This window comes from Helicovermis profundi, assembly GCF_033097505.1.
In the GTDB taxonomy this organism is placed as follows: domain Bacteria; phylum Bacillota; class Clostridia; order Peptostreptococcales; family Acidaminobacteraceae; genus Helicovermis; species Helicovermis profundi.
In genome coordinates this window covers 1,128,385-1,146,073 of the sequence record NZ_AP028654.1, presented here as the reverse complement: position 1 = coordinate 1,146,073, position 17,689 = coordinate 1,128,385, and the positions used below count along the sequence as shown (strand labels likewise).

Genomic DNA, 17,689 nt, shown 5'->3' with positions numbered 1-17,689 from the left:
ATTTTTATAAAAATACTATCTTTCTACTTCTTTAAAATTAAAAATTATTCCTAAATTACGGACTTTTATTGAATTATTATAGCTTTATTTTATCTAAAATCTAATTTATATAACCACATCCCTTTAAATTAGCTAAAAGAACCTATAATTTATTTTATTCCGAATTTTAGGAAAATAAAAGAAAAGTGTAATCAATTTTAAATTTTCTCAAAATTCATTTACACTTTTCTTTATTTTCAGTATCTTACATGCTTTTATCCTGTATCCGAAATAACGGAATCTTAATTATTTTTTAACTCCTTTATCTTTTCATATAACTTAGTTTTTTTTATTTTTAATATTTCCATGGTTTTTTTCTTATCTCTATTTGTGTAATTATATACGTTTTCAATTATTTCAAGCTCAATTGAATTCATAGTTTCCTTTAAAGGTCTTAAATATTCTTCTCTATTAACAATATTCTTTTTTGTTATTTTGATTTTTAAATGTTCTGATAAAATGGTTTTATCTTCACATAAATTAACAGCTCTTTCAAGGACATTTTCAAGTTCTCTTATATTTCCTGGCCAGTGATAAGCCTTAATTTTATTAATAGCTTCTCCACTAATATGTTTCTGATTCGTACCTATTCTATTACATATTCTTGGAAGTAAAAATTCAATTAATTCATAAATATCTACTATTCTGTCTCTTAAAGGAGGTAAATGTATGGGAAACACGTTAATTCTATAATACAAATCTTCTCTAAATATACCATTTTTTACATCTTTCTCTAAATTTCTATTTGTGGCAACAATAATTCTTAAATTTACTTGTATTTCTTTATCTCCACCAACTTTAAAGAATTTTTTATTTTGAATTACATGTAATAGTTTTACCTGCATACCTTTAGGAAAATCACCAATTTCGTCTAAAAAAAGAGTTCCACCATTCGCCATTTCAAAATATCCTTTTTTACCTTTTTGATTTGCACCAGTAAACGCTCCCTTTTCATACCCAAATAACTCACTTTCCATTAAACTCTCAGGAATAGAATTACAATTAACTTCTATAAAAGGCATATCATGATTAGCAGACGCTTCATGTATACATCTAGCTAAAATGCTTTTACCAGTTCCGCTTTCACCTAATATTAATAAATTTGATTGAAACTTACTAGCTTTATAGGCAAGTCTTTTTACTTCTAAAAGACTCTGACTCGATCCAATTAATTTTGGAAATAATTTTGCATATTCGCTATTATTTTTTAATGCCTCTTTTGCCAATTTAAGTTTTTTATATACCATCTCTTTTTGAACTTCTGCATTTCTTAGCCTACTAATATCATTAATAAGTAAAAAAGCGCCTATAATTTCACTTCCACGCATTACTTGCTTTAATGTACATAAAGCATCAATTCCGTTTATTTTACTCTTTTTCCCTTTGTATCCCACAATTTCATTTTGAGAGCAATTTATTAAATCGTTAATTATCTCAGTCTTATCATGAATATCTAAAATATGTTTATTTATAACTTCTATTTCATTGCATCCATTTTTTTTCTCATGATAAAAATTCCCATCTAGAATTTGCTTTAAATCTTCTTTCCACGCTGTATAACCACCGTCTTGATAAAATTTTATTTCTTTACTATCTTTATCTAGTATAATAACATGACTAAAAAAATTGTTATAATAATGTCTATATTTTTCATTATCAACTTTTATCTCTACAAATCTTTTAAGGTAATTAACTTTTGAAGATATTTTAATTCCATCTATTTTAGCATCCATAATAAAATTATCTATTAAAATATCAGATTCTTTTACTTTACTCTTTCCTATTTCATCTGATTCATATTTTCCATAGGCTAATAAGGTATCCCCTTTTTTTAAATTTGGTAGATTAATTCCTATTTTCTTTAGATCTTTTTCTTCAAGGCCATTTTTATCATATCCAAAAGATGTATAGGCGAGAATTACAATATCATTTTTATTAATTTTCCCCTTACTATGGCTTCTAGTACAACTTCTCTTTATTCCAATAAGTTCTTTTGCTTTTTCATTATATTCTTTTATAATTCCATTTTTATCTATATAAATTAATCCTTCATTCATAAATTCAGAAAAATCTTTTGTTAATAATTGATATTTCATTTCTTCACCCCCTCTTTTTAATATATCATTATTTTTAATATAGTTCTATTTGAAATTTAAATGAAATTTGGCACGAAATATGCTATATTATTAGTTTAAATAATAAATATTAAAAATTACTAAAATAAGGAGAACTATTATGAATAAACCTTACGCTTTAAAAACTAATGATAAAATTGCAATAATAGCGCCAGCTTCACCTACTGAAATAAAAAATATAGAAAAAGTAAAAATTGCAATTAAAAAATTAGGACTGTCTCCAGTAATATTTCCAAGTTGCTACGAAAAACATGGACATTTTTCGGGCATTGATGCAATTAGAGCAAAAGATATTAATGACGCTTTTCTTGATCCATCAATAAAAGGAATTATATGTTTAAAAGGTGGATACGGTACACCAAGATTACTCACACTTCTAAACTACGATATCATAAAAAATAATCCTAAAATTTTTATAGGATATAGTGATATAACAGCACTTCATATTGCATTTGCAAAAAAATGCAATATGGTAACTTATCATGGACCTATGGCAGCAGCTGGATTACTAGGTGTTTTAGACGAATATACCCTAAAGTATTTAAAAAAAGCATTATTTTCTTACGATTCACTAAATTTATTAGAAAATCCTGAAAATGAAAAAATAGAAACTTTAGTCGACGGTGTCTCAAATGGTAAAATTATTGGAGGAAATCTATCACTATTAGTTTCAACGCTAGGTTCACCTTATGAAATCGACGTTAAGGGAAAAATACTCTTTATCGAAGAAGTTGGAGAACTAAATTATAAAATTGATAGAATGCTAACTTCTTTAGCACTTGCAAACAAATTTAAAGATTGTTCAGGAATAATCTTAGGTACATTTTCTAATTGCAAACCCGATTTTAGAAATGGTGTTCAAAAGGATTTAAATTTAGACCTTATTTTTAATGAAATTATTGTTCCATATAATAAACCAACTATATCAAACTTTAGAGCTGGACATAACTATCCACAGCCAACTATACCATTTGGAGTTGATATAGAACTAGATGCTAGCAAGAAAACAATAACATTTTTAGAAAACAGTAATATTAAACCATTATAGAGGAGTAAAAATGAATAAAATTTATAGACATACTCACTTAAAAATAAATTTAGATAATTTAATTCATAATGTTAATGAAATAAGGAACTTTTTAAACAAAAATACTACATTATCTGCTGTATTAAAAGCTGATGCATACGGACATGGATCCATTGAAATAGCAAATGCCTTATATGATAATGGTGTAAATTATTTTTTAGTTTCTACACTACTTGAAGGAATTGAATTAAAAACTTACAATCAAAATTTTAATGTACTAATTATGGGGCATACTCCAAATGAATATTTAAATGCAATTGTTGAAAATGATTTAGAATGCACAATTTTCACTTTAGAGCAAGCAAAACTTTTAAATGATTTATCTCTAAAACATAATAAAACTATTAATATTCATATTAAAATTGATACAGGATTTAATCGATTAGGAATTAAAATAAACTCAGATACTTTAAGTATAGTTAAAGAAATAAGTAAATTAAAAAATTTAAATGTTATAGGCATATTTTCACACTTGGCTTTAAAAAATAAAGAAAGTGATCAAAAGCAATTTGATCAATTAAATTTATTAATATCTAGACTAGAACTTGAAAATATAAGTTTTAAATATAAACATATTTGCGATAGTATATCAAGTGTTCTTTATCCAGAATTTCAAATGTCAATGGTTAGAATAGGCGCATTAATATATGGTTTAGAATCTGAAGAAAGAGGAATTCTAAATCTTAAACAAGTTTTATCTTTTCACACAAAATTATCTTTTGTAAAGAAATTAAAAAAAGGAGAATCAATTAGTTATGGCATGAGATGGGTAGCAAAACGAAACTCAAAAATTGGAACACTTCCTTTTGGATATGCAGATGGGTATCCTAGAAACATGTACCAAAGAGGATTTGTAACAATAAATAATCAAAAAGCACCCATAGTTGGAGTTATTTGTATGGATCAATGTATGATAGATTTAACAGATATTAAAAATCTAAATGAAAATGATAATGTAATAATAATTTCGGATGGAACAAATAATTCAATGTCCCTTGATGAAATTGCTTTACTTAGCCAAACAAATAAAAATGAAATAGTATCTAGATTTACAAAAAGAGTACCTAAAATATATATTAAGAACAATAAAATATTAAAAATCAAAAATGATTTGCTCTAAATAGATTTTAATTTCAAAGAATAGGATCAAAAAAACGCTAACTCAAAATATAATATTAACAACTTAATAGATCAAAAGGAGTTTTTATGGATATCAAAAAAATGATAGACGAAATATATGATGAAATCATTGAAATTAGACGATTTATTCATATGAATCCAGAATTAAGCAATCAAGAATATAACACTAATAAAAAAATAGTAAACTTTCTCAACAGCAATAATATTGAAAATAGAACTATTGCAAATACGGGTGTACTTGGTATTATTAGTGGAATATCAAATAGCGAAAAAACTATTGCACTTAGAGCGGATATTGATGCGCTTCCTTTAGAAGAAAAAACTGATCTTCCATTTAAATCAATATCAAAAAACGTAATGCACGCATGTGGTCATGATGTACATACTGCAATACTTCTTGGAAGTGCGAAAATACTAAACAATCTTAAAGATAAATTTTCTGGAAATGTTAAGTTATTTTTTCAACCTGCTGAAGAAACCACTGGTGGTGCCCTTCCTATGATTGAAGAAAATTGTCTTAAAAGTCCTAAGGTAGATTACGTTCTTGGCCTTCACGTTATGCCATATTTGAAAACAGGTAAAATCGAACTTAAATATGGTAAATTAAACGCTGCATCAGATACAATAAAAATAATAGTTAGCGGAAAAAGCGGACATGGTGCTTATCCAGAAACATCTATAGATGCAATCCTTATAGCAAGTCATATTATTGTATCTATGCAAACTTTAATTAGTAGAAATATATCTCCTCTAAATTCAGCTGTTTTATCTTTTGGAACTATAAATGGTGGAAGTAAAACTAATATTATTGCTGATGAAGTTATTTTAAGTGGAACTCTTCGAACTTTAGATTCCAAAACAAGAGAATTTACTCATAAAAAAATCAGGGAAATTGCTGAATATACTGCAAAAGCATTCGGTGGTGATTCTAAAGTAATAATTGAAAACGGATATGAACCATTAATCAATAACGACGAAGTGGTTAAAGTATTATATAATACTGCAATCGAAAATATCGGAGAAGAAAATATTGTATTTAAAGACTTTCCTAGTCTTGGAGTTGAAGATTTTTCATATTTCTCCAATAGAGTTCCAGGTGCTTTTTTCCACTTAGGATGCAAAAAAGAAAATCTTAGCACATCACTTCACAACAACAATTTTGACGTTGATGAAAATTGTATTAAAACAGGCATATTAATGCAAGTTAAGACTGCTCTAAATTTATTACAATCATAAATGAATTTCTAAGATTCAGAGGGAGTTTTTACTCCCACTGAATCTTAGAAAACATAATCCAGGGCCTTTTTAGAGTTCTTTACCCCCCACTTTTTTTAGAAGTGGGGATATTAGAACTCTAAGGCATCGGATAAATAATATATTTAATTGCATTTCTTGCCGTAGTCCGGAATTTTGGATTTTGTTCAGAATTCCGGACTACGATATTTTTGACTATACTTCTTTACTATCACATATAAAAACACTATTAAAAGTTATTTTTTTATATTATAAGCTTATTTTTAATCCGATATTTCGGATTATTTTTTTTAAAATATATTGCTTCTTTTTTGTAATTTTATTTTAAAACCCTTTACCTTTGTAAAATACACATTTATTTATATAAAATCTTATTTATTTTTTTGGCATAATATTTGCTTTATTAATAAATGTTCAAATTAATTTTTTTATCAATAATCGTCTATAAGGAGGCAATTAATAATGAATTATAATTTTTACGGAGTTGATACCGTATATCTTGCAAAAAAATATGGTACACCTTTATATGTTATGTCAGAGGATTATATTATTGAAAGATGTGAGGAAATAAAAAAAGATTTTTTAAATAAATATGAAAATACTTTTGCCGTTTATGCTGGAAAAGCTTTCAATACCAAAACTATGTGTAGAATAATTGCTAAAGAAGGTCTGGGACTTGATGTTGTTTCAGGAGGAGAACTATTTACAGCATTAAGTGTAAATTTTCCAAGTCAAAAAATAATTTTCCATGGAAATAACAAATCACTTGATGAGCTTACCCTTGCTATAGATAATAATGTTGGAAGAATCGTAGTTGATAATATAAGTGAACTCGAACAAATTATTGAATTAAGTAAATTAAAATCAAAAATCACTAAAATTCTTTTTAGAATTACTCCAGGCGTTGATAGTCATACTCATAGCTATATTTCTACAGGCGATATTAATTCAAAATTTGGTATATCTCTTAATGAAGAAATTTTGTATAAGGCAATTAAAATTGCAACAGATTCTGAATTCATTAATCTTGCAGGCTTTCATTTTCACGTTGGTTCACAATTAGATAATAATGATTCACATCTAAAAGCTACTACAATTTTACTAAACACAATGCAAAAAGCTAAAAATGACCTTAATTTTACTACAAAAGAATTAAATGTTGGTGGTGGATTTGGAATTAAATATGCTGATTCTAATAATCGTAAAAATATTTCTTATTTTACTGATGCAATTATGGAATTAATAAAAACTGGAACTAATGATAAAAATTTAGATATGCCTCTTGTTATTATTGAACCTGGAAGATGGATTGTAGGAGAATCGGGGATTACTATTTATGAAATTGGAAATATTAAAAATGCTCCAGGCTTAAGCACTTACGCTGGTATTAATGGTGGAATGCCTGATAATCCAAGGCCAGCACTATATCAAGCAAAATATGAAGCACTAATTGCAAATAAATCAAATATCGAAAAAAATGAAATCGTAACAATAGCTGGAAAATGTTGTGAATCAGGAGATATATTAATTAAAGATTTAGAAGTTCCCCAAGTAAAAAAAGGTGATCTTCTTGTAGTTAAAAGCACAGGTGCATATAACTATTCAATGTCAAATAACTATAACAAACTTCCAATTCCTGCAGTAGTAATGATAAAAAATGGTGAAGATCGCATTATTGTAAAAAGGCAATCGTACGAAGAGATGATTAATAGAGAAATTTAACTATGATTTATTAATCTATATAAATAGATTATAAATATTTTAGAAAATTGTATTATTACTATATTATCAAAAGGAGCTAGCTATACAAAAGTCAAGAAATAAATGATGCTTTTTTTAAATGATAAAATAGAATTTTGAGCATACTTAATAAGAAGACAAGGTCTTCTAAAAGAAAATATAAATTGTATTAGATGAAACTACAATAAATTATTAAATGCAATACCAGTTTTCATAATCGCGTAAATAGTATTTGACATATTTTTTGCAGCATGGCAAATTGCCGAGTTATGATGTTTACCTTCTTTGATCTTTAGTAAATATTTATCTCTAAATTTGTTATCTTTAATTTTAGAATTTATTATAGCTACTTTAGTAGCGGTAAATATTGCAGTACGTAAATATCTTGATCCACGTTTAGATATATGAGAATTTTTAGCTATAAAGTTACCTGACTGATATATTGTAGGATCAAGTCCTGCAAAAGCAAGTAGGCTTTTAGGATGATCAAATCGATGTATATCACCGATTTCACCGACAATTAGGCCGGCAGTAATATGTCCAACACCAGGTATACTAAGTAAGAAAGAAAAATGAGCATCAATAATCTTGTTTATTTCTATCTCAAATCTATCCATTTGTCGTTTGTAATGAAAAATGTCCTCAAGAGTAGAATTAATCAGTATTTCATTTGTAATATTAACATTACCGATTGTGTTTTTAGATAATGTTTTAATTGTTTTAGCTATTTCGAATCTATTACCACGGCATTTTATAATAGATTCAAGAGTTGAAATATGCATATTAGAAATTTTTATAGTTGTAGGATAATCAGAAAAAAGTTTGTAAACCCAGTTTGAATGTTGATTAAATTGATGTCTAAATTCTGGGAAAGTAATATCTAGTAGTCGTGTCCACTCAGTTTTTGCTTTATTGAGTTTTTTTTGAACTTCAATTCTTGCTCTAGATAGTGACTTTAATTCATTTGAAATGTATAATGTAGGTGTATAGGAATTGTGACGTTTATGATTAAATTCTACGTACTTGCATATAGCATAAGCATCAACTTGATCTGTTTTAGTCAGTCTTGGTGAAAGAGCTTTACGACTATTACTTGTTAATACTGGATTAATCATTAAGACATAAAAGCCTTGTAACGCAAGAAAATTAGAAATATTTTGAGAGTATATTCCGGTTTCTTCAATTCCTATACGAATGTCATCAATAGACTCCGTATGGGATAGAATTAGCATACGGAGTTTTTTAAACCCCTCAAAATCATTTTGAATAGTAAAACATTTGGTGAGCACCTCACCATTACTTGAAGTAATTGTGATGTCATGCTTAGAAGAAGCTACATCAATACCGACAAAGATCATAAAAAAACCTCCTTATATATTTTATAAACAAGTGGTAAAACACACAATCTGAAACTTCAAATAATCTTGTAAATAAAACGTCATGCGTTCACTAGCTAATTAATTGTACAAGTAACAGATGTGGTTATAATCTCCTTAAAATAGTCAAGCTATAGAAAAAATGGAATAATCCACAATGTTTATTACTAAAATTATATAAGAAAAAATTAAATTATAAAACGAAAGGAGAGTTATACTAAAATTTATATTTTTAGTATACAAGATTATATGTCAGAATCATTTTTGGAAAAAGGAAAAGATATTTCACTAGGTTACGCGGCGATGGTTGTTTTTCTTGTTTTTGGATTTGTACTTGGAGGAGCAATACTTTTTGGCGGTAATATTGAAACAATGTTTATTCTCGCATTAATATTTACAGTTCCTCTTGTAATGAAATTAGGATATACTTACAAAGAAGTTCAAGATTTTGGTTGGAAAGTAGTAATGCAGTCTTTAGAAGCAAACTTTATAATTTTAATTGTAGGAACAATGGTTGCAGCATTAATTGCAAGTGGAACTGTTCCTCTAATAATTGTAATTGGACTTAAATTAATCTCACCAAAAGCTTTTCTTTTAACCGCGCTTTTAGTAACTTCTTTTACTTCACTCGCTACTGGTACATCATGGGGAACTATTGGTACTGCTGGACTTGCGATGATTGGTATTGGAAACGCTTTAGGTGTACCACCTGCTATGACAGCTGGAGCTGTAATTTCAGGTGCAGCTTTTGGCGATAAAATGTCTCCTCTTTCAGATACTACAAATTTAGCAGCTGCAGTAACTGGAACTCCACTAATGACTCATGTAAAACATATGACATTAACAACTATACCTGCGTATATAATGACAGCTATACTTTTTACTTTCTTAGGATTTAAATTTGATGCTACAGGTTATGACCCTACAATTGTTAATAACACAGTAACCGCTTTAAGTGGTATTTTTAATTTTTCTTTTATTGAATTATTACCATTAGCAGTTGTAATTTTCTTATTAATAAAAAAAGCCCCTCCAATTATGGCGCTTTTATCGGGTACGGCATCAGGACTTATATTAGCATTTTTCAGACAAGGAGAAACTATACACTCACTATTAGGTTATATTTATGATGGTTATTCAATTCAAAGTGGAATTACTTATATTGATAAATTATTAAATAGAGGTGGAATTATGAGTATGATTAGTTCATTCTTAATTGTATTTTCTGCCGCAGCTATAACTGGTATGCTTAGTGAATCTGGTATCTTAAATGCATTAGTACGACCACTTGCAAATAACTGTGAAGGATCAAGATTTAAAACTGTACTTTATACATTAATTATGGGTTATTCAACAAATATGATTGCTTCTTCAATGCTCTTATCAGAAATTGTTCCTGGAACAATCATGAAGCCTATTTTTAAAAAGAACAATCTAGCTCCTCAAAACCTTTCAAGACTTCTTGAAGACAGTGGCACATTAGGTGCTTGGCTAATACCATGGAATGCAAACGCAATATTTGGAGCTACAATGCTCGGTGTCTCTGTAGGTTCCTTTATTCCATTTGTATTTTTAGCTTGGTTATCTCCATTAACATCTTTAATTTATGGAGCAACTGGTCTCACAATGATTCCTTTAGACAAATACGAAGAAAAAAACGCTGCATAAATTAATTTCTAAGTTTTTATGTTATGTATAAGATCACTTAATCTACGAACTCATTATGTAACTAATAAAATATTATTACAGCTCATTCTCAAATAAAATTTTTACCATAGAATGAGTTGTTTTTTGTATCTTCTACTTTATAGTTGAATTTATATTTGTAACTTTTTACTTAATAAAATACCAATCTAAATCATAAGTTTCATTTACGGAGGTAATTTTGAAAAATCAAACGTTAAATAATTTATACACTCAAAAAATAATTGATAAAATAGATCAAGGAATTCTTATTGTTGATTCAAAAGGAACTATAAAATTATGTAATACAAAATTACTGAATATTTTTGGATTAAATAATAACTATAAAATTAATCATAAAAATGGAATTATAAAAAAAGGTGATATCGTCTGCTACGCATCAAATAGCACGGGAACAGACGATGGAAATATTAATAAAGAAGCTTTAAATAAATTAGGATTTAAAGGAAATGTCCCATATAATGAACCTTTTATTATTATTGGAAAATACATGACAAATGAAAAACCTATTATAAAATTTGTAACTTCCAATGAAAATATCTTCTCACTAAATAAAAATATATATGATATTGATTTTAATATTGAAGTAAATTTACTAAAAAAGTCAATAAATATTGCTGCTAACTCAAATAATTATAAATTTAATTATATTTTTGCTGTTGGACATATTGTAGTGATTGATTCAATAAACAAAAACGTAAAATTTTATCAATCAAGGGGTTTTACAGCAAGAAAAGAAAGTGCTAGAGAAATATTAATGGCAATGTCATTTCAAAATAAAAGTAATTTAAATAAACCTACAAATCTCATAGGAAAAAATATAGCTACTGTGTTTAAACACAATTCAATCATTAGCGATATAATCAAATGCGCTCTAGGTGATAATATTGAATATACAAATCAATTTAAACAGATAAATGGTATACCTACATTATTCAGTTTAACTCAAATTTCTGATGAACAAGGAAACTCTGAAACATTATTAAAAATAGACGATGTATCAGAAATTCATAATATTACAAATTCTTATAATACTTCTATTAGAAAATTAAAGGAACTTGAAAATAAAATTATTGAAAATTCAATCGTAAACAATACCTTTAAGGACTTTATTGGCGAAAGTACTACAACTAAAAATTTAAAAAAACAAATCTATAAAGCGTCACTTTCAAATTCAAATATTCTAATCTTAGGAGAAACAGGTACCGGAAAAACGCATTTAGCAAAATCAATACATAATGAGAGCTCTAGAAGAAATTTTCCTTTTGTACACGTAAATTGTGCTACAATTCCAAATGAATTAATTGAAAGTATTTTATTTGGATACGAAGAAGGTGCATTTACGGGCGCAAAGAAAAAAGGTAATATTGGATTATTCGAAAGTGCAAATAATGGCACAATTTTTCTTGACGAAATTAGTGAACTTGATTTTAAATTACAAGCTAAATTACTAAAAGTACTTCAAGATAAGACTTTTTATAAAGTTGGTAGTACAAGAGAAATAAAAGTAGATGTTAGACTAATATCAGCAACTAATAAAAATTTAGTCAAATATATTGAATTAGGTAAATTTAGAAATGATTTATACTATAGAATAAATGTTTTTTCAATATATATTGAACCATTAAGAAACAGAAAAGATGATATAATAGATCTTTCGCAAAATATTATAAAAAATATTTGCAAAAAATATGATACCCCTAATAAAAATATCACTCATGAAGCACAGATAAAACTTAATAGATATCTCTATCCAGGAAACGTAAGAGAACTTGAAAATATATTAGAAAGAGCAGTAAATACTTCGTCTGAAAATATTATTTTAAGTGAAGATATTGTTTTTGATACTCATGTTTTAAATGAAGATAAAAAATCATTTAAATCTTTAAAAGAATATGTAAATAATGCTGAAGAAAATATAATAAAAGAAGCGCTAAACTACTATAATAATGATAAATTAAAAGTCATGGAAGTTCTCAAAATAAAACGAACTACTTTTTATGATAAATTGAAAAAATATAAACTTTAATTCCAATTTTTACAAACATTTATATATAAGGAATAAATCCTTTTTATGCTATTAGTATAATTTAAATTGTATAAGTAAATATTGAATTTTATAATTTATTTTTACAAAAAACAAAAAAAACTCTAAACAACCCTGTTTAAAGATACATTTTAATCTGCTAATTTCACATTATGCTGTTTTGGTGCGCCCTGCGGGATTCGAACCCACGACCTCCTGATTCGTAGTCAGATACTCTATCCAGCTGAGCTAAGAGCGCTAAATTTGGAGGCGGCACCCAGATTTGAACTGGGGATAAAGGTTTTGCAGACCTCTGCCTTACCACTTGGCTATGCCGCCAAAAAAATTGGTGATCCATCCGCGACTTGAACGCGGGACACCCTGATTAAAAGTCAGATGCTCTACCAACTGAGCTAATGGACCATGTATTGGAGCGGGTGAAGGGAATTGAACCCTCGCAACTGGCTTGGAAGGCCAGGGCTCTACCACTGAGCTACACCCGCATTTTGGAGCAGAAGACGAGATTTGAACTCGCGACCCTCGCCTTGGCAAGGCGATGCTCTACCACTGAGCCACTTCTGCAATTGGTGGAGGAAGATGGATTCGAACCATCGAAAGCACTGCTAACGGATTTACAGTCCGTCCCCTTTGGCCACTCGGGAACTCCTCCACTTTATGGAGCCAGTGATGGGACTCGAACCCGCGACCTACTGATTACAAGTCAGTTGCTCTACCAATTGAGCTACACTGGCACATATCTATGTGCTTTAAATATAAATGGCGACCCAGAAGAGACTCGAACTCTCGACCTCTAGCGTGACAGGCTAGCGTTCTAACCAACTGAACTACTGGGCCATTATTTGGTGGGAGTAACAGGGCTCGAACCTGTGACCCCCTGCTTGTAAGGCAGATGCTCTCCCAGCTGAGCTATACTCCCACATTTGTTTCATTTTGCTAGGATGTTTCTTATATAAATGGTGACTCCTAGGGGAATTGAACCCCTGTTACCGCCGTGAAAGGGCGGTGTCTTAACCGCTTGACCAAGGAGCCGTAAATAAATTGGTTGCGGAGACAGGATTCGAACCTATGACCTCCGGGTTATGAGCCCGACGAGCTTCCAGCTGCTCCACTCCGCGATGATTTGATAAAATTTTCTTCGCATTTCTGCGTCAAATGCTTCATAAAGTTCAATCACGTATATTATACGTTCTATCACCTTATTCATTTTTTCCTTGAACTACTCGCAAATTTTAACAAATGTAGTTCATCTTCTTTGTATTTCTACATTATTACTTTTAACTTTTGTAAATGGTGCCGAGGACCGGAATCGAACCGGTACGATCGGTAAGGATCGCAGGATTTTAAGTCCTGTGCGTCTGCCAGTTCCGCCACCCCGGCACATCATTTTTTGGCTCCAAGGGTGGGGCTCGAACCCACAGCCTATCGGTTAACAGCCGATTGCTCCACCATTGAGCTACCTTGGAACAAATAACTAGCAACGACCTACTCTCCCAGGGGACTGCTCCCCAAGTACCATCGGCGCTAAGAAGCTTAACTTCTGTGTTCGGTATGGGTACAGGTGTAGCCTTCTTGCCATCATCACTAGATTTATTTGCTACAATTTACTTCGTCTTTCTTCGTTATTTTCCTCGTGTCTTTCATTCACGTATTTAATACGCTCATTCTTTCCACTCGTTAATATCTCGAAATACTCGTAAATTCTATCAAATATATTTGGAATTATTCTTCCAAAACTGCATATGGATTAAACGTTTTTTTCTTGTGGTCAAGACCTCGACCTATTAGTATCTATCAGCTTCATACATTGCTGCACTTTCACCCTAGACCTATCAACCAGATTTTCTACCTGGGGTCTTACTCACTTGAAGTGATGGGAAATCTTATCTTAAGAGGGGCTTCGCGCTTAGATGCCTTCAGCGCTTATCCTTTCCATACTTAGCTACTCAGCTATGCTCTTGGCAGAACAACTGATACACCATTGGTATGTCCATCCCGGTCCTCTCGTACTAAGGACAGATTCTCTCAAATTTCCTGCGCCCACAGCGGATAGGGACCGAACTGTCTCACGACGTTCTGAACCCAGCTCGCGTGCCTCTTTAATGGGCGAACAGCCCAACCCTTGGGACCTAATTCAGCCCCAGGATGAGACGAGCCGACATCGAGGTGCCAAACCTCCCCGTCGATGTGGACTCTTGGGGGAGATAAGCCTGTTATCCCCGGGGTAGCTTTTATCCGTTGAGCGACGGCCCTTCCATTCGGTACCGCCGGATCACTAAGTCCTACTTTCGTACTTGCTCGACCTGTATGTCTCGCAATCAAGCTCCCTTCTGCCTTTGCACTCTTTGAATGATTTCCAACCATTCTGAGGGAACCTTTGAGCGCCTCCGTTACTCTTTGGGAGGCGACCGCCCCAGTCAAACTGCCCGCCTGACATTGTCCCTGTACCGGATCACGGTACCAGGTTAGAACGCTGATATACAAAGGGTGGTATCCCAAAGGCGACTCCTCACAAACTGGCGTTCATGTATCACAGTCTCCCACCTATTCTGTACATTATATATCAAAGTCCAGCGCCAAGCTGCAGTAAAGCTCCACGGGGTCTTTCCGTCCTGCTGCGGGTAACCGGCATCTTTACCGGTACTACAATTTCACCGAGTCTATTGTTGAGACAGCGCCCAAATCGTTACGCCTTTCGTGCGGGTCGGAACTTACCCGACAAGGAATTTCGCTACCTTAGGACCGTTATAGTTACGGCCGCCGTTTACTGGGGCTTCGATTCAATGCCTCGCTTACGCTAACATCTCCTCATAACCTTCCAGCACCGGGCAGGCGTCAGCCCCTATACTTCATCTTTCGATTTAGCAGAGACCTGTGTTTTTGGTAAACAGTCGCTTGGGCCTATTCTCTGCGGCCGACCTTAGCTCTGAACCTAGATCGGCACCCCTTCTCCCGAAGTTACGGGGTCATTTTGCCGAGTTCCTTAACAATAGTTATCTCGCTCACCTTAGTATTCTCTACCTACCTACCTGTGTCGGTTTACGGTACAGGCACCTTTTATCTAAATAGCGGCTTTTCTTGACAGTGTGAAATCAGTTACTTCGTTACTTGTTTTTCACTCCCCATCACACATCATATGAACAATACGCCGGATTTACCTAACATATCTAACTCTGTGCTTGGACGTACTCTTCCATTCGTACGCTTAACCTATCCTTCTGTGTCACCACTTCTTTCATACAATAAACGGTGGTACAGGAATCTTTACCTGTTGTCCATCGACTACGACTTTCGTCCTCGCCTTAGGTCCTGACTTACCCTGAGCGGACGAACCTTCCTCAGGAACCCTTAGGTTTTCGGTGGGCAGGATTCTCACCTGCCTCTCGCTACTCATGCCAACATTCTCTCTTCTGCAAAGTCCACAGCTCCTTACGGTACTGCTTCGCTCCATGCAGAATGCTCCCCTACCCATATACGATAGTATATGCCAAAGCTTCGGTAGTAGATTTTAGCCCCGGTAATTTTCGGCGCACAATCACTCGACTAGTGAGCTATTACGCACTCTTTAAATGAGTGGCTGCTTCTAAGCCAACATCCTAGTTGTCTAAGCAACTGCACATCCTTTCCCACTTAATCTACATTTTGGGACCTTAGCTGTTGGTCTGGGCTGTTTCCCTTTCGACCACGAATCTTATCATACGTAGTCTGACTCCTAAATTAAAGATTCCGGCATTCGGAGTTTGATAGGCTTCGGTAGTCGGTGAAAACCCCTAGGCCATTCAGTGCTCTACCTCCGGATCTCATCATTTAAGGCTAGCCCTAAAGCTATTTCGGGGAGAACCAGCTATCTCCGAGTTCGATTGGAATTTCTCCGCTATCCACAAGTCATCCCAACCTTTTTCAACAGATATGGGTTCGGGCCTCCACAAAATTTTACTTTTGCTTCACCCTGCTCATGGATAGGTCACCCGGTTTCGGGTCTACGACATGCAACTAATTCGCCCTCTTAAGACTCGCTTTCGCTTCGGCTCCTTGTCTTAAACAATTAACCTCGCTACATATCGTAACTCGTTGGCCCGTTCTACAAAAAGTACCCGGTTGTTCTCGTATGGAACTTCCGGTGCTTGTAAACATAGGGTTTCAGGTTCTTTTCACTCCCCTCCCGGGGTTCTTTTCACCTTTCCCTCACGGTACTATTCTCTATCGGTCACTAGGTAGTATTTAGCCTTGGGAGATGGTCCTCCCTGTTTCCCACAAAGTTTCACGTGCTCCGTGGTACTCTGGATTAGAGTCGCGGGTCTTCATCTTTCGCCTACTGGACTTTCACCATCTTCGGTTCGCATTCCCATACGATTCGGCTAGACTACCTCCATCACTTTATTCTCTATCCACAACCCCGACTTCCGTAGATGTCGGTTTGGGCTCTTCCCCGTTCGCTCGCCGCTACTTAGGGAATCGATTTTTCTTTCTCTTCCTTCAGGTACTTAGATGTTTCAGTTCCCTGAGTTTCCTTCTCATAACCTATTTATTCAGTTATAGATGACTAGTTATTAAACTAGCCGGGTTTCCCCATTCGGACATTTCCGGATCTACACTCGCTTGCAGCTCCCCGAAACTTTTCGCAGCTTACCACGTCCTTCATCGGCTCCTAGTGCCAAGGCATCCGCCCTATGCTCTTATTCTCTTGACCTTTTTTCATTACAATTTACTTCACATTTCTTCGTCATCTCTTCGCTAAATCACTTGCGTATTAGATACGCGCGCTTTTTAGCTCATCGTTTCCTTGAACTGTTCGTAAATTTTAATGAAAACCTTTTGTTTAACTGATTTATTTACATAAACTTCGTTAAACGATGAGTGTTACTACTTTAATAGTAATAACTTTATTTAAACAGCTTTCGCTTTTTAAACTTGTTTCTTTTGTCTTCTCGTTTTTTATCCACATGCAGTTTTCAAAGAACAATCATCGCCTAAGCGACTTTAATGCAACACCATAACAAATTTATAATTTTGCATTTTTTTAAACATGAATATGTCACTTCATGTTTAAATGGTGGGCATAAGTGGACTCGAACCACCGACCTCACGCTTATCAGGCGTGCGCTCTAACCAGCTGAGCTATACGCCCAAAATTTGAAATAATTTTCTGCGCACTTCCGCGTCACTTTCT

8 protein-coding genes, 14 tRNA genes and 2 rRNA genes are annotated in these 17,689 nt (G+C 32.6%); 6 read left to right on the top strand and 18 right to left on the bottom strand.

Going from position 1 to position 17,689, the window contains the following annotated elements; genetic code table 11:
- Positions 1-281: 281 nt before the first annotated feature.
- Complete coding sequence (locus tag AACH12_RS04955) at positions 282-2,135, bottom strand: sigma-54 interaction domain-containing protein (protein WP_338536953.1); 1,854 nt, start codon at positions 2,133-2,135, stop codon at positions 282-284.
- Positions 2,136-2,274: 139 nt separating this feature from the next.
- On the opposite strand from AACH12_RS04955, the gene AACH12_RS04950 reads away from it, so the two are divergent.
- The 4 genes from AACH12_RS04950 to lysA all read left to right on the top strand — a co-directional run bounded on the left by AACH12_RS04950 (position 2,275) and on the right by lysA (position 7,377).
- The gene (locus AACH12_RS04950) at positions 2,275-3,222 is read left to right on the top strand and encodes a S66 peptidase family protein (RefSeq protein WP_338536952.1); all 948 of its coding nucleotides are present in this window, start codon (positions 2,275-2,277) and stop codon (positions 3,220-3,222) included.
- 10 nt (positions 3,223-3,232) lie between these two features.
- Positions 3,233-4,381: an alanine racemase gene (gene alr / locus AACH12_RS04945; RefSeq protein WP_338536951.1), complete on the top strand. Its 1,149-nt coding sequence runs from the start codon at positions 3,233-3,235 to the stop codon at positions 4,379-4,381.
- A gap of 86 nt (positions 4,382-4,467) precedes the next feature.
- Positions 4,468-5,637 carry a M20 metallopeptidase family protein gene (locus AACH12_RS04940; RefSeq protein ID WP_338536950.1) on the top strand — a complete coding sequence of 390 codons (1,170 nt, stop codon included), beginning with the start codon at positions 4,468-4,470 and terminating at the stop codon, positions 5,635-5,637.
- 480 nt (positions 5,638-6,117) lie between these two features.
- Positions 6,118-7,377, top strand: coding sequence for a diaminopimelate decarboxylase (gene lysA, locus AACH12_RS04935; RefSeq protein WP_338536949.1), 1,260 nt, complete (start codon positions 6,118-6,120; stop codon positions 7,375-7,377).
- 197 nt (positions 7,378-7,574) lie between these two features.
- Here lysA and AACH12_RS04930 read toward each other — a convergent pair whose 3' ends face one another.
- The gene (locus tag AACH12_RS04930; RefSeq protein ID WP_338536595.1) at positions 7,575-8,753 is read right to left on the bottom strand and encodes an IS110 family RNA-guided transposase; all 1,179 of its coding nucleotides are present in this window, start codon (positions 8,751-8,753) and stop codon (positions 7,575-7,577) included.
- A gap of 267 nt (positions 8,754-9,020) precedes the next feature.
- Here AACH12_RS04930 and nhaC point away from each other — a divergent pair, with 267 nt between their 5' ends.
- Together nhaC and AACH12_RS04920 are read left to right on the top strand one after the other, a co-directional pair.
- Entirely contained in the window at positions 9,021-10,439 is a 1,419-nt protein-coding gene (gene nhaC, locus AACH12_RS04925) for a Na+/H+ antiporter NhaC (RefSeq protein ID WP_338536948.1), read from the top strand.
- Between the two features lie 217 nt (positions 10,440-10,656).
- The gene (locus tag AACH12_RS04920; protein ID WP_338536947.1) at positions 10,657-12,504 is read left to right on the top strand and encodes a sigma-54 interaction domain-containing protein; all 1,848 of its coding nucleotides are present in this window, start codon (positions 10,657-10,659) and stop codon (positions 12,502-12,504) included.
- Between the two features lie 179 nt (positions 12,505-12,683).
- Here the strand turns inward: AACH12_RS04920 and AACH12_RS04915 are convergent.
- The 16 genes from AACH12_RS04915 to AACH12_RS04840 form a co-directional block, all read right to left on the bottom strand.
- Positions 12,684-12,760 (bottom strand) — tRNA-Arg (locus AACH12_RS04915).
- Positions 12,761-12,766: 6 nt separating this feature from the next.
- A tRNA-Cys gene (locus tag AACH12_RS04910) sits at positions 12,767-12,840 on the bottom strand.
- Between the two features lie 8 nt (positions 12,841-12,848).
- Positions 12,849-12,924 (bottom strand) — tRNA-Lys (locus tag AACH12_RS04905).
- Positions 12,925-12,930: 6 nt separating this feature from the next.
- Positions 12,931-13,004: transfer RNA gene (locus AACH12_RS04900), tRNA-Gly, on the bottom strand.
- 4 nt (positions 13,005-13,008) lie between these two features.
- Positions 13,009-13,083 (bottom strand) — tRNA-Gly (locus AACH12_RS04895).
- A 3-nt stretch (positions 13,084-13,086) separates the two neighbouring features.
- Positions 13,087-13,171, bottom strand: a tRNA-Tyr gene (locus AACH12_RS04890).
- 6 nt (positions 13,172-13,177) lie between these two features.
- Positions 13,178-13,253, bottom strand: a tRNA-Thr gene (locus AACH12_RS04885).
- Between the two features lie 26 nt (positions 13,254-13,279).
- Positions 13,280-13,356: transfer RNA gene (locus AACH12_RS04880), tRNA-Asp, on the bottom strand.
- Positions 13,357-13,362: 6 nt separating this feature from the next.
- Positions 13,363-13,438 (bottom strand) — tRNA-Val (locus AACH12_RS04875).
- Between the two features lie 38 nt (positions 13,439-13,476).
- Positions 13,477-13,551: transfer RNA gene (locus AACH12_RS04870), tRNA-Glu, on the bottom strand.
- Positions 13,552-13,561: 10 nt separating this feature from the next.
- Positions 13,562-13,637, bottom strand: a tRNA-Met gene (locus tag AACH12_RS04865).
- Positions 13,638-13,810: 173 nt separating this feature from the next.
- Positions 13,811-13,899 (bottom strand) — tRNA-Leu (locus tag AACH12_RS04860).
- A gap of 11 nt (positions 13,900-13,910) precedes the next feature.
- A tRNA-Asn gene (locus AACH12_RS04855) sits at positions 13,911-13,985 on the bottom strand.
- A gap of 6 nt (positions 13,986-13,991) precedes the next feature.
- A 5S ribosomal RNA gene (gene rrf, locus AACH12_RS04850) occupies positions 13,992-14,108 on the bottom strand.
- Positions 14,109-14,283: 175 nt separating this feature from the next.
- Positions 14,284-17,209: ribosomal RNA gene (locus AACH12_RS04845) — 23S ribosomal RNA — on the bottom strand.
- A gap of 361 nt (positions 17,210-17,570) precedes the next feature.
- Positions 17,571-17,647, bottom strand: a tRNA-Ile gene (locus tag AACH12_RS04840).
- Between the last annotated feature and the right edge of the window lie 42 nt (positions 17,648-17,689).

Bases quoted from the DNA above. Each gene is read 5' to 3' on its own strand.
- AACH12_RS04955 (WP_338536953.1), bottom strand. From the start codon at position 2,135: ATGAAATATCAATTATTAACAAAAGATTTTTCTGAATTTATGAATGAA.
- AACH12_RS04950 (WP_338536952.1), top strand. From the start codon at position 2,275: ATGAATAAACCTTACGCTTTAAAAACTAATGATAAAATTGCAATAATA.
- alr (WP_338536951.1), top strand. From the start codon at position 3,233: ATGAATAAAATTTATAGACATACTCACTTAAAAATAAATTTAGATAAT.
- AACH12_RS04940 (WP_338536950.1), top strand. From the start codon at position 4,468: ATGGATATCAAAAAAATGATAGACGAAATATATGATGAAATCATTGAA.
- lysA (WP_338536949.1), top strand. From the start codon at position 6,118: ATGAATTATAATTTTTACGGAGTTGATACCGTATATCTTGCAAAAAAA.
- AACH12_RS04930 (WP_338536595.1), bottom strand. From the start codon at position 8,753: ATGATCTTTGTCGGTATTGATGTAGCTTCTTCTAAGCATGACATCACA.
- nhaC (WP_338536948.1), top strand. From the start codon at position 9,021: ATGTCAGAATCATTTTTGGAAAAAGGAAAAGATATTTCACTAGGTTAC.